The sequence below is a fragment of the Streptomyces sp. NPDC003023 genome, from assembly GCF_042888225.1.
GTDB lineage: Bacteria > Actinomycetota > Actinomycetes > Streptomycetales > Streptomycetaceae > Streptomyces.
In genome coordinates this window covers 162,709-174,978 of sequence record NZ_JBIAPL010000006.1, presented here as the reverse complement: position 1 = coordinate 174,978, position 12,270 = coordinate 162,709, and the positions used below count along the sequence as shown (strand labels likewise).

At 71.2% G+C, this 12,270-nt stretch carries 9 protein-coding genes; 1 reads left to right on the top strand and 8 read right to left on the bottom strand.

All coding sequences use genetic code 11. The features are described from left to right. Window positions 1-183: 183 nt before the first annotated feature. From ACFYV1_RS21085 to ACFYV1_RS21055, 7 genes are all read right to left on the bottom strand, one after another. Window positions 184-1,182, bottom strand: coding sequence for an N-acetylglucosamine kinase (locus ACFYV1_RS21085; protein WP_389397042.1), 999 nt, complete (start codon window positions 1,180-1,182; stop codon window positions 184-186). Next, complete coding sequence (locus ACFYV1_RS21080; protein ID WP_389397041.1) at window positions 1,179-2,444, bottom strand: 6-phospho-beta-glucosidase; 1,266 nt, start codon at window positions 2,442-2,444, stop codon at window positions 1,179-1,181. Before ACFYV1_RS21080 ends, ACFYV1_RS21085 begins: the two co-directional genes overlap by 4 nt. A 12-nt stretch (window positions 2,445-2,456) precedes the next feature. Continuing rightward, window positions 2,457-3,362, bottom strand: coding sequence for a carbohydrate ABC transporter permease (locus ACFYV1_RS21075; RefSeq protein WP_389397294.1), 906 nt, complete (start codon window positions 3,360-3,362; stop codon window positions 2,457-2,459). 11 nt (window positions 3,363-3,373) lie between these two features. Next, window positions 3,374-4,336 carry a carbohydrate ABC transporter permease gene (locus ACFYV1_RS21070; RefSeq protein ID WP_389397040.1) on the bottom strand — a complete coding sequence of 321 codons (963 nt, stop codon included), beginning with the start codon at window positions 4,334-4,336 and terminating at the stop codon, window positions 3,374-3,376. Next, window positions 4,336-5,673 carry an ABC transporter substrate-binding protein gene (locus ACFYV1_RS21065; protein WP_389397039.1) on the bottom strand — a complete coding sequence of 446 codons (1,338 nt, stop codon included), beginning with the start codon at window positions 5,671-5,673 and terminating at the stop codon, window positions 4,336-4,338. The genes ACFYV1_RS21070 and ACFYV1_RS21065 overlap by 1 nt, the downstream gene beginning before the upstream one ends. A 65-nt stretch (window positions 5,674-5,738) precedes the next feature. Beyond that, the gene (locus ACFYV1_RS21060) at window positions 5,739-6,947 is read right to left on the bottom strand and encodes an ROK family protein (RefSeq protein ID WP_389397038.1); all 1,209 of its coding nucleotides are present in this window, start codon (window positions 6,945-6,947) and stop codon (window positions 5,739-5,741) included. Window positions 6,948-7,185: 238 nt separating this feature from the next. After that, a complete protein-coding gene (locus tag ACFYV1_RS21055; protein ID WP_389397037.1) occupies window positions 7,186-8,256 on the bottom strand; it encodes a mechanosensitive ion channel family protein in 1,071 nt (356 codons plus the stop codon). 285 nt (window positions 8,257-8,541) lie between these two features. Between ACFYV1_RS21055 and ACFYV1_RS21050 the strand changes: the two genes are divergently transcribed. Continuing rightward, window positions 8,542-9,078: an HNH endonuclease gene (locus ACFYV1_RS21050; protein WP_389397293.1), complete on the top strand. Its 537-nt coding sequence runs from the start codon at window positions 8,542-8,544 to the stop codon at window positions 9,076-9,078. A gap of 60 nt (window positions 9,079-9,138) precedes the next feature. Here the strand turns inward: ACFYV1_RS21050 and ACFYV1_RS21045 are convergent, their stop codons facing one another. After that, the gene (locus ACFYV1_RS21045) at window positions 9,139-12,102 is read right to left on the bottom strand and encodes a beta-N-acetylglucosaminidase domain-containing protein (RefSeq protein WP_389397036.1); all 2,964 of its coding nucleotides are present in this window, start codon (window positions 12,100-12,102) and stop codon (window positions 9,139-9,141) included. Window positions 12,103-12,270: the final 168 nt, after the last annotated feature.

The window sequence follows — 12,270 nt, the reverse complement described above, 5'->3', positions numbered from 1 at the left end:
CGGGTCCTGGGACTACTCCCGGCCAGCAGTATGGCCGCAGGGGACCGTCTCACACCACAATCGACTCGATCTTGCCACCGACGACGGACGCCGGACTTCACCTTCCCCGTGACTTCCCCGTTCCGTCCCCACCATGAATACGTTTCCCGGACCTGATCGGTTCCCCCCGAACGGGTGTCCCTCCTACGCGTAGTGCGCGCGCAGCGCCGTCCTCGCCGCGGCAGGGGCCCCGACATGGTCCAGCCCCAGCAACGCCGCCCCCAGCACCGGCGGCTGCGTCACCACCTCGACGACTGCCTTCGGCGCCCTGGCCGCCAGCAACTCGCGTACGGGGCCGTCCAGCTGGGGGTGACGGGCCGCCAGCACACTGCCGCCCAGCAGCACCGGTACCTCCTCGTCCAGAAGACCCAGCCGTTCCAGGGCGACGGCCGCCATCGCCACGATCTCCTCCGCCTGCCGGTGCACCAGCGACCGGGCCACCGGATCGCCGTCCGCACCCGCCGCGAAGAGCACCGGCGTCATCTCGTGCCTGCGCCCCGCGGGGACACGGCCCAGGTGCAGTGCCTCGATCAGGGCGTACACCGAGTCCAGGCCGAAGTGCGCCGGCAGGTCGGCGGCGAGAGCCGTCGGTTCACCCCGGCCGTCCTCGGCCCGCGCCGCGAACCACAGCGCCTCCTCCGCGAGACCGCCGCCGCCGCCCCAGTCCCCGGAGATCTTCCCGAGGGCGGGGAAGCGGGCGGTGCGCCCGTCGGGCAGCATGCCGACACAGTTGATGCCCGCGCCGCACACGACGGCCACCCCGCGGGGCTCGTCCACCCCGGCCCGCAGGATCGCGAAGGTGTCGTTGCGCACCTGTGTGGTGCGCCCCCAGCCCCGCTCGTGCAGGGCTGCCGTCAACTCCCTCTCCTCGACCGGCAGGTCGGCGTTGGCGAGACACGCGGACACATGCTCGACGCGGCCGGTGATGTTGCCCCTGGCCCTGGCCTCCTCGACCGTCGCGGCAAGAGTGTCGATCGCCGCCGCGACACCGACCCTCGGCGGCTGGAAGCCGGGGCCGCGGCTCGAGGCGAGCACGGAGCCGTCGGCGCCGACGAAGGCCACGTCGGTCTTGCTGTTCCCCGCGTCGACGGCGAGGACGGTTCCGGGGGGCCCGGCCGCGGTGCCCCCGTGAGGATCGGTCACGCCCACGCGAGGTGCTCCCGGTTGTGTGCGATCAGCTGTTCGGTGAGTTTCTCCGCGTACTCGTACTGACCGACCAGCGGGTGGGACAGCAGCGCCCGGAAGACCCGGTCGCGCCCGCCGCGCAGCGCGGCCTCGAGCGCCAGGTCCTCGTAAGCGGTCACGTTGGCGATCAGGCCCGCGTACAGCGGGTCGAGTTCGCCCACCGGCAGTGGTGCCGCCCCCTTGGTGCCGACGGCCGCCTGCACCTCGATGACGGCGTCGTCCGGCAGGAAGGAGAGCGTGCCGTTGTTGTACGTGTTCACCACCTGGTACGGGGAGCCCGCGCCGCCCAGCAGCGAGGCGGCCAGGTCCACGGCGGCCTCCGAGTAGAACGCGCCGCCCCGCTTGGCGAGCAGCGCCGGCTTCTCGTCGAGCTCCGGGTCGCCGTACATCTCCAGCAGCTGCTTCTCCATCTCCGCGACCTCCGCGGCACGGGACGGCTTGGTCCGCATCTCGCGTACGGCCTCGTCGTGGCCGTAGTAGTAGCGCAGGTAGTACGAGGGCACGACGCCGAGGCGGTCGACCAGTTCCCGCGGCATGCGCAGATCGCCCGCGACGGCGTCACCGTGCTCGGCGAGCAGCCGTGGCAGCACGTTCTCGCCCTCCGGACTGCCGAGCCTGACAGCGGTCTCCCAGGTGAGGTGGTTGAGCCCGACGTGGTCGAGGTGGACGTCGGCCGGTGCGACGCCGAGCAGCCGGGCGAACTTCCGCTGGAAGCCGATGGCCACGTTGCACAGCCCGACGGCCCTGTGACCCGCCTGGAGCAGCGCGCGGGTGACGATGCCCACGGGGTTGGTGAAGTCGATGATCCAGGCACCGGGGTTGGCGCGGCGCACCCGCTCCGCGATGTCGAGGACGACCGGTACGGTCCGCAGCGCCTTGGCCAGGCCGCCCGCGCCGGTGGTCTCCTGTCCGACGCAGCCGCACTCCAGCGGCCAGGTCTCGTCCTGGTTGCGGGCTGCCTGGCCGCCCACGCGCAGTTGCAGCAGCACGGCGTCGGCGTCGGCGACTCCCGCGTCGATGTCCGGGGTGGTGACGATCCTCCCCGGGTGGCCCTGCTTGGCGAAGATCCGCCGGGCGAGGCCGCCGACCAGTTCGAGCCGGTCGGCCGCGGGGTCGATCAGTACGAGTTCCCCGATCGGGAGGGTGTCGCGCATCCGCGCGAAACCGTCGATGAGTTCGGGGGTGTAGGTGGAACCGCCCCCCACGACAGCGAGCTTCATGAACTGGCCTCTCTAGCCCTTCACGCCGGTCAGTGTGACGCCCTCGATGAAGGCCTTTTGTGCGAAGAAGAAGACCACGATCACCGGAGCCATGATCATCACCGTGGCGGCCATGGTCAGGTTCCAGTCGGTCTGGTGGGCGCCCTTGAAGGACTCCAGGCCGTAGCTCAGGGTCCAGGCGGCCGGGTTCTCCGAGGCGTAGATCTGCGGCCCGAAGTAGTCGTTCCAGCAGTAGAAGAAGTGGAACAGCGCCACCGCCGCGATGGCCGGCTTCGCCATCGGCAGGACGATCCGCACCATCGTGCGGAACTCGCCGCAGCCGTCGATCCTCGCCGCCTCCGTGTACTCCTTCGGGATGGTCAGCAGGAACTGCCGCAGCAGGAAGATGGTGAAGGCGTTGCCGAAGGCGAACGGGATGATCAGCGGCCACAGCGTGCCCGCCAGGTCCAGCTGTTTCGCCCAGAAGAGGTACATCGGAACGACGACGACCTGCGGCGGCAGCATCATCATCGCGATCACCAGCATCATCGCCAGATTCCTCCCGCGGAAGCGGAACTTGGCCAGCGCGTACGCCACCGGAATGCTGGAACCGACGGCGAGGACGGTGCCGAGCCCCGCGTACAGCAGGGTGTTGCGCCACCAGGTCAGGAATCCGGGGGTGTTCCAGACGGTCGCGAAGTTGCCCCACTCCCAGGTGTGCGGCCACAGTTCGCGGGTGAGCGCCTGATCGTCGCTCATCACCGCGGTCAGGAACACGAACACGAACGGCAGCAGGAAGAACAGCGCTGCGGCGATCGCCAGCGAGTGGATCGCGATCCACTCCAGCGCCGCCCGACGCCGTGCGGCGCGCCGGGCGCCGGTGCCGCCCCGGCCGGGCGACGCCGCCTCGAGGGCGGCCCCGGCAGGGCTCTGGATCATGGTGGTCATCGTCAGTCCTCCGCGGACATGAAGCCGGAACGCCGTCGCATCAGGAACGCCGTGAACGCCATGGCCAGCGCGAACAGCACCAGGGCGACCACACAGGCCGCGCCGGTGTCGAAGCGCTGGAACCCGAGGTTGTAGACGGTCTGCGGGACGGTGAGCGTGGTCTTGTCCGGATATCCGGGCTCGAACTGCTGCCCGGAACCGCCGATCACCCCGCTCGCCACCTTCGCGGCCACCAGCGGCTCCGTGTAGTACTGCATCGTCGCGATCACCCCGGTGACCACGGCGAAGAGGACGATGGGAGAGATGTTCGGCAGGGTGACGTAGCGGAACCGGTGCCAGGAGCGGGCGCCGTCCAGCTCCGCCGCCTCGTACTGCTCCTTCGGTACGTCGAGCAGCGCCGCCATGAAGATCACCATCAGGTCGCCGATGCCCCACAGGGCCAGGATCGTCAGGGACGGCTTGGACCAGGACGGATCGGTGAACCAACCGGGGGCAGGCAGCCCGATCCCCTCGAGGATCGTGTTCACCGGTCCCGTACCGGGGTTGAGCAGGAAGACGAACGCCATGGTCGCGGCCACCGGCGGCGCCAGGTACGGCAGATAGAACAGCGTCCGGAAGACCCCCGCTCCCGTCTTGATCTTTGTGATCAGCAGCCCGATGCCGATGCCGAACAGGACCCGCAGCGACACCATGACGGCGACCAGCCACAGGGTGTTGCGCAGCGCCGGCCAGAAGAAGGGGTAGTCACCGAAGACGTACGCCCAGTTCTTCAGGCCCACCCACGTCGGCGGGGCGAACCCGTCGTACTTCATGAAGGAGAAGTAGACGGTCGAGACCAGCGGGTAGACGAAGAAGACCGCGAACCCGACCAGCCAGGGGGAGAGGAAGCCGAGCGTGCGCAGATTCGACCGGCGGCGCCTGGACCGCAGCGCGCTGCTTTCCGGACGGAGGGCGGTGGCGGCCATCAGCGTGCCTGCTCGTTGTCCTTGTCGACCTGGGCGTCGGTCTTCCTCAGACCGGTGGCGAGGTCCTTCTCACGGCCGGCCTCGTAACGCACGCCCAGGTCCTGGGCGGTGAGCAGGAACGCGCCGCCGTTGACGGAGGACGGCGCGTGGGCGCTCTTGGGGTGCTGTGCGATGTCCACGAACGTGCGGTACAGCGGGTCGTCGTTCAGCTTCGGCGACTTGAGCGCCGCCACGGTGGAGGGCACGTTGTGGATGGCGTTGGCGAACGAGACGACCGCCTCGGTGTCGGTGGAGAGGTACTTCACCAGCTCCCAGGCAGCGTTCTGCTTCTCGCTCACGTTCGCGATGCCGAGGATGGTGCCCGCGAGATAGCCCTTGCCGTAGTCGGCGACCTGGTCGTCGGGGACCGGGAAGGGGGCCGCGCCGATCTCGAAGTCCAGGCCGGCGTCCCTGGCCATCTTGCCGCGCCACTCGCCGTCGAGCTGCATGGCGACCTGGCCGGTGTGGAAGGGGTGCTTGGGGCCCCACTCGTCGCCGAGCCCGGTGCGGAACTTCTCCAGCTTCTTGTAGCCGCCGAGTTCGTCGGCGAGGTTCTTCTGCCAGGTGAACAGGGCTCTGGCGGCCGGGTCGTTCGCCAGGTTGGATTTGCCTTCGGCGTCGAAGTACTGGACGCCGAACTGCGAGGCGTAGTGCTCGAAGGTGGTCTCGTAGCCCTGGAAGGCCGGCATGAAGCCGAGCTGCTCGTAGCCGTCGCCCTTGACCTTGGTGAGCTTCTTGGCGGCCTCGTCGAACTCCGAGAGCGTCTTCGGGGGCTCGGTGATGCCGGCCTCCTCGAACGCCTTCTTGTTGTAGTAGAGCCCGTAGGCGTCGCCCAGCAGCGGCACGGCGCACCGCTTCCCGTCGTGCTCCGTGTACTTGGCCATCTGCGGCAGGAAGGTCTTCGCCGGGTCGATGCCCGACTTCTCGAAGAAGGGCTTCAGATCGGCCAGCGCGTTGGTGGAGCAGAACCGGCCGACGTTGTCGGTGGTGAAGGAGGAGACGACGTCGGGTGCGTTCGAACCGCCCGCGCGCAGGGCCTGGTTGAGCTTGTCGTCGGTGATGCCCTTGACGGTCTTGACCTCGATGTTCGGGTGCGCCTTCTCGAAGGACGCGATGTTCGCCTCGATCGCCGCGACCTCGCTCGGCGCGGACCAGCCGTGCCAGAAGGTGAGCGTGGTCCGCGCGTTCGGGTCGTCCGCGGCACCGCTGTCCGCGGATCCCGTACAGGCCGTTGCGAGAAGCGATATCGCGGCGGTCGCGGCGAGCGCGACTACCGCGGTCCGGTTGTTTCTGGGCATGGCGGTGTCTCCCTGTGACAAGGACGGGTCGGGGGAAGGGGAGAAGCGGGTACGGGGTCGTACGGTCAGCGGGAGGTGTCGAACACCTCGTCGCGGGTGGTGGCCAGCGCGCTCTCCAGCGCGCCGCGCAGGACCGGATGCCCGCGTACGGCTCCGAGCACGAGACGAGGCCGGGACGCGGCGAGTTCGGTCAGCTCTGCCTGGACACGCGCCCGCAGCGGCTCGCCGCCGGCTGTGATGGCCTCGCCGGAGAGGACGACCAGCTCCGGGTCGAGCACGGCCACCATGGAAGCCAGACCGGTCGCGAGGCCCGTCGCGTACGCGTCGAGCAGTCGCCCGTACGGCCCCGAGTCGACCTCGGCGGCCCTTGCCACCAGGGCGGTCGCGACCTCGGCGTGCGGGCCGCTGCCGATCTCCTCGGCGCCGAGACCCAGCTCGCGGGCCAGCCGGGGGAGCGCCTGGGCGCCGGCCAGCTCCTGGAAACCGCCGCTGTTCGCCTTGGTCACCTGGCGGACCAGCGGGGTGCCGGGCACCGGGAGGAAGCCGACCTCGCCCGCGCCGCCGGTGAAGCCGCGGTGCACCCGGCCGCCGATGACCACGGCGGCACCGAGGCCGTCCTCGTTCCAGAGCAGTACGAAGTTCTCGTGGCCCTGGGCGGCGCCGAGGCGCTGCTCGGCGACGGCGACGAGGTTCACGTCGTTCTCGTACTCGACCGGCATCACGAGCGCGGCCGCCAGTTCGTCGAGCAGGGTGGGGGAGTGCCAGCCGGGCAGGTGCGACGCGTAGCGAAGCCGACCGGTGGACGGGTCGAAGGCGCCGGGGGTGCCGATGACGAGGCGGTGGACGTCCGCGCGGGTCAGTCCGGCGGCCTTGACCGCCCCGTCGAGGGCGTCGGTCACCTGCCGTACGACGCTGTCGGCCCGCCGACCCGGCGTGGGCAGCTCGAACTCGCCGACGGCCCGGCCGGTGATGTCGGCGACGGCCGCGCGGATGCGCTCGGGGGTGACGTCGAGACCCGCGGCGTGGGCCACGCGCCCGTTGAGCGCGTACAGCTGGGCGCTGGGGCCGGGCCGCCCCTCAGTGGTGCCGGTGACGAGGACGAGTCCCGCGGCCTCCAGCCTGGCCAGCAACTGCGAGGCGGTGGGCTTGGACAAGCCGGTGAGCTTGCCGATCCTGGTCCTGGACAGGGGGCCGTGCTCCAGCAGCAGATCGAGCGCGGCACGGTCGTTCATGGCGCGCAGAACGCGCGGAGTACCGGGCGTGTTTCCGGCCACGTCGGTTGCACCTGCCTCTCGGACCCGGCCGTCGGGCCGGGTCCGAGAACCGGCCCGCCGTTCGACCTGCACTGTTAGGAAAGTTTCCTATTGCGTGGAACGAAAGTAGGACGCAGGTCAGGCACCCGTCAATGGCAAACGCCCCCCGGGCAACCAAAGCGTTACCCAAGGGGGCGTCTCGTGCGGGCCTCTTGCCCGACTGATCACCCAGGCCCGTTCATCCGCGAGCGGCGGCCGGCTACTTCGAGAGGTTCGCCGGCGGGGCTATCGGCGAAGCCGCGATCGACTGCGGGGACCGCTCCGACGCGAAGGCCGAAGGGGCCGACATCCCGGCGGTCGGGTCCGCCGCGGCCTGCTCCGCCTGCTGCGGCAGCCCGCCGACGATCCGGATGCCCGCCGAGTCGAACGCGCGCTTGATCCGCCAGCGCACCTCCCGCTCCACGCCCAGCGCCTTGCCGGGCATCGTCTTCGCGGAGACCCGGAACGTCATCGAGTCCAGCAGCACCTCGGTGAGGCCCAGCGTCTCGACGGGCCCCCACAGCTGCTCGTTCCACGGCTCCGCCTTCGCCAGGTCGTCCGCGACCTCGCCGATGACGGACTTGACGTGGTCCAGATCCTCACAGGAGCGGACCGTGACGTCGACGGCCGCTGTGGCCCAGCCCTGGCTGAGGTTGCCGATGCGCTTGATCTCGCCGTTGCGCACGTACCAGATCTCGCCGTTGTCGCCGCGCAGCTTGGTGACGCGCAGCCCCACCTCGATGACCTCGCCCGACGCGACGCCCGCGTCCACCGAGTCCCCGACCCCGTACTGGTCCTCCATCATCATGAAGACGCCGGAGAGGAAGTCGGTGACGAGATTGCGCGCACCGAAACCGATCGCGACGCCCGCCACACCGGCGGAGGCGAGGAGCGGCGCCAGATCGATCTTGAAAGCACCGAGAATCATCAGGCCCGCGGTGCCGAGGATCACGAACGACGCGATCGAACGGAGGACCGACCCTATGGCCTCCGAGCGCTGTCGGCGCCGCTCGGCGTTGACCAGCAGACCACCCAGCGCCGTGCCCTCGACGGCCTGCGCGGAGCGGTTCATCCGCGCGATCAGCTTCGTGAGCGCCCGCCGCACCAGCATCCGCAGCACCAGCGCCACCACGAGGATCAGCGCGATGCGCAGTCCGGTGTTCAGCCAGGTGGACCAGTTCTCCTCCACCCAGCCGGCCGCGTTCTCCGCGCGCTGCGCGGCCTCGTCGAGCGTGACAGGGCCCGAGGAGGGGCCGGCTTTCAGCAGGGCGGACGACCAGAAGGCGGTCACGGGAGGAACCTCCAGGCTTGCGATGGCAGACCAACAACACTAACCGGGGGTCCGGCCCTCTTCGGGGCCTTCCGGCGGCCGGGAGACGAGGCTCACCGGACGCCCCGGCAGGCCTGCGCCAAGGGCGCCGGGCCGCACGCGGAACCGGACACCGGCCCTGTGGCGGAAAACACCTCGAGCCCGTTACGCATACGTGGTGGCGCAGGAAGCGGCGATGAGTGGAAACTGATGACAGATCGTCCCGGCGCGAGCCACGCGCCGCCGGCGTACAAGGAGGCATCCACCGTGCCGCACGTCCTGGTCCTCAACGCGTCGTACGAGCCCCTCGGCGTCGTACCGCTCCGCCGCGCGCTCGTCCTCGTCCTGGAGAACAAGGCTCTCTGCCTCGAGGAGTCCGGCGCCTTCATGCACAGTGCGACGCGCGTGATCGCCGCGCCCAGCGTCGTGCGACTCAAACGGTTCGTGCGGGTCCCCTACCGGGGGCCCGTTCCTCTTACCCGCAAAGCGCTCTTCGCCCGCGACGGCGGGCGTTGCATGTACTGCGGTGGCGTCGCAACCAGCGTCGACCATGTCGTACCGCGCAGTCGCGGGGGGCAGCACGCCTGGGACAACGTGGTGGCCGCGTGCCGCCGCTGCAACCACGTCAAGGCCGACCGGCACCTGCGGGAGCTCGGCTGGCGGCTGCACCAGCAGCCGGCCCCGCCGAGCGGGCTCGCGTGGCGCATCATCGGAACGGGGCACCGGGACCCACGGTGGCTGCCCTATCTCCAGCCGTACGGAGCGGACGACGCGATCACCCGCATCGACGGCATCTCCGCGTGAACACCTGACGGCGGCGCGACCCGGCCCGGTCGCGCCGCCGGCCCCGCGCGGGGCCGGCCGTCAGTCGGCGGCCGGTGCGACCGCGTACGCCTCCACGGTGAACAGCGAGTACCCGAACTCCGTCGCCCGCTCGTCCCCCTGCACCCGGATGAAGCGCGTGTCCTTCGCGTCCATGCGGACCGACTCCCGGCCACCCGCGCCGTCCGTGACCGTCGCCGCCGTGCGCCAGATCCTGCCGTCGGCGGAGACCTGTATCCGGTAGCGCGTCGCGTACGCGTCCTGCCAGTGGACCGCCACCTGTCCCACCCGCGCCGGGCGGGCGAGCTCCACCTGCCACCAGGCGCTCGGGCCCGCCGGCGACGACCAGCGGCTCCCGCTGTCGCCGTCGATCGCGGCGGCGGCGGGGAAGTCGGCCGTCTCGTCACCGGACGAGGACGCCCTCGCTCCCGGCTGACGCGCCAGGTCACCGCCCGCGGTCGCGGGGAAGGCGCGCACGGTCAGAGTGCGCTCCTGCCCGGCGAAGGAGAACGGCACCCGGTACTCGCCCGCAGGGGTGTCCTCGGGGACCGTGACCTCCACCGGCACCGTGGTGCGCACCCCGCGCGGCACAGTCGTCTCCTTCGGGACGCTGACCTTGATGCCCGCCGGTGCCTTCGCGGTGAGCTCGCCGCGCACCTCGCCCGGGCGCTGTGCGGTCAGCCGGACGCCGGTGCGCTGCGGCCCGCCGCCGATCTCGGCGTCGGTCGTCTCGCGTTCGAGGTCCAGGCCGGCCGCCGGTCCGTCCGCGAACCAGGGCACCAGGGAGCGCACGGCCGGCCGGTCGCCGCTGCCGGTGGTGACGCGTACGGCGTCCACCCGCAGCCCCTTGGCGTCGGCCTGCGTCCAGCCCCCGGCCGACAGCGGCCCCAGAGACCGCCAGCCCTCACCGGGAACATGCACCTCGAGCCGGCCCGCGGACTCCGCTGACCGGGGCGAGCCGGTCATGGGCGCGGTCATGGCGGTCACGGCCGCCAGCGGCCGGGGCCGTGCCAGGTGCACGACGTCCTCCCCCCGCCCGCCGGCCGTCGCCTGGGCGGCGCCCGTCCACGCCTGTGACTCCTTCACGGCCCGGTCCAGGAACGGGGTCAGCACACCCTTGCCCACGGTGGCCCGGCTCCGGGCCGTGTCCGTGTGCAGCGGCTCCAGTGCCAGCGAGGCACGCCAAGCGGCCTCGCCGTCGCCCCGGCCCTGCGCCTGGAGCATGTCCACCGCGAGTTCGCCCGCCTGCCCGTATCTGGCCAACTGGGTCAGCCATGGGCGCGTTTCGGCCACGAGCCGGCCGTCCGCCGTGTCCATGAGCCGGTCCGGAGCCTCGCGCATGACCGTGAAGGCCGCCCGCAGTGCGGTCGCGGCGCGATCCCTGGCCTTGCTGTCGGCCGTGGAGCGCGAACGCCAGAACTCGTTCAGCAGCGGCCGCAGATAGGCGGACTCGCCGTCGGGGTCCAGGATCGAGGACGCGTCGTTCCCCGCGAGTGCGCGCAGCGCCTCGAGAGCCTCGGCGTCGCCGCCGGCCAGATCGTCGAGCGCGGCCCGCCAGGACTCCTGGGGCCGGTAACCCTTGGGGTTCCAGGCGTAGTCGGCGGCGGTGAACAGCGGGATGCGGGACGCGGCTGCCTGCTCCATCGCATTGGTGAGCAGCGCGGCGGAGCCGGTCGCCACGGCCGGCTCCCGGCCGGTGTACGGGCCGAGGAACAGCCGGTCCTGCGCGTAGTCGTTGACCGGATAGTTGTCCATGGTGACCAGCGGATGCTCGAAGGCGTCCCGTGCGCCCGCCAGTTCGCGGCCGGTGATGGTCCGCGGCACCACGCCCACCCCGGTCCACGCCACGCGGACCGTGCCGTCCAGCTGCTCCGCGAGAGCGCTCCGGTAGTCGGTGGCGCCCTCCTGGTAGAACTCGGTCGGCATCACGGACAGCGGTTCCGCCTCCGGGTGCCGTTCCGCCAGATGACGGGCGACCTGTCCCGCCACCCGCGCGTGCGCCTCGGCCGCTGCCTCGGGTCCGGAACCGAAGGTCTCCTCGTCCTTGGAGCAGTGCCACTCGCTGTAGCTCACGTCCTGGAACTGCAGCTGGAAGGAGCGGAAACCGAGTGCCCACATGGCGTCGATCTTGCGGGTGAGCGCCTTCACGTCCCCCGCGTCGGCCAGGCACATCGACTGTGCCGGCGCGACGGCCCAGGCGAGGGTGACGTGGTTGCGGCGCGCCCGATCCGCCAGCTCACGGAACTCCGCCCGCTGGGCCGCCGGATACGGGTCGCGCCAACGGGCCTGCCGGAACGGGTCGTCACCGGGCGCGTACAGATAGCGGTTCTGCTTGGTACGTCCCATGAAGTCGAGCTGCGCCAGCCGCTGCTCGGGGTTCCAGGGCTCTCCGTAGAACCCTTCCGTCATGCCGCGCAGCGCCGTCGCCGGCCAGTCGCGTACGACGACGCCCGCCACGGACCCCTTGCCGTCCACCAGTTGGCGCAGGGTCTGCACGCCGTGGAAGAGGCCGTCCTCGCCGACGCCGTCGAGCGCGATCGTGTCCCGGCCCGCGACCCGGCCCACGGCGAGGCGGTACCCGCCGGACGGGAGGTCGGCGCGCTCCGGCGCGCGCAGGGAGCGCAGCGCCGACGCGGCATCGCCGCCGCCGACGAACACCACGGGGCCGTGGCCGGGAAGACCGGTGTGCACGGTGCGTACGCCCGAGGCGCGCAGCCGCTCCTCGAGGAGTTCGACCGCGTACGGGTCGGAGGAGGGGTCGGCGACGACGGTCGCCTCGTCGCCCAGCCGTACCGCCTCTCCCTGGGCGCGCAGCGACTGCGGGCGCGGCCACACGGACGGGGTGGTCCCGGCGGAGTCCTCGGGGTCCTGTGAGGTGCCGGCCGGGGAGCCGGGTTCCTGCGGATGGAGGGTCGCGCCGTGCGCGCCTGACGCGCTGCCGAGCAGACCGCCGATGACGGCAACCGCGACGGCTGCCGCCGTACGCCTCCTGGCTCCGAGCCGCACGGCCGTCTCCCCTCGGTCTCCCCTGCCATTCCGGTCGGTTTCGAGCCCACCACCACCACCGTCGGAGTGTCAATGTGCGTGGCCGTTGTGCCCTTTTTGCCGTGCGTGGTGAATGATCGGAGGCACCTGATGACAGGCAGGCGAATGTGACACGGAACACGTCGGCCG

Bases quoted from the DNA above. Each gene is read 5' to 3' on its own strand.
- ACFYV1_RS21070 (WP_389397040.1), bottom strand. From the start codon at position 4,336: ATGGCCGCCACCGCCCTCCGTCCGGAAAGCAGCGCGCTGCGGTCCAGG.
- ACFYV1_RS21065 (WP_389397039.1), bottom strand. From the start codon at position 5,673: ATGCCCAGAAACAACCGGACCGCGGTAGTCGCGCTCGCCGCGACCGCC.
- ACFYV1_RS21080 (WP_389397041.1), bottom strand. From the start codon at position 2,444: ATGAAGCTCGCTGTCGTGGGGGGCGGTTCCACCTACACCCCCGAACTC.
- ACFYV1_RS21075 (WP_389397294.1), bottom strand. From the start codon at position 3,362: ATGATCCAGAGCCCTGCCGGGGCCGCCCTCGAGGCGGCGTCGCCCGGC.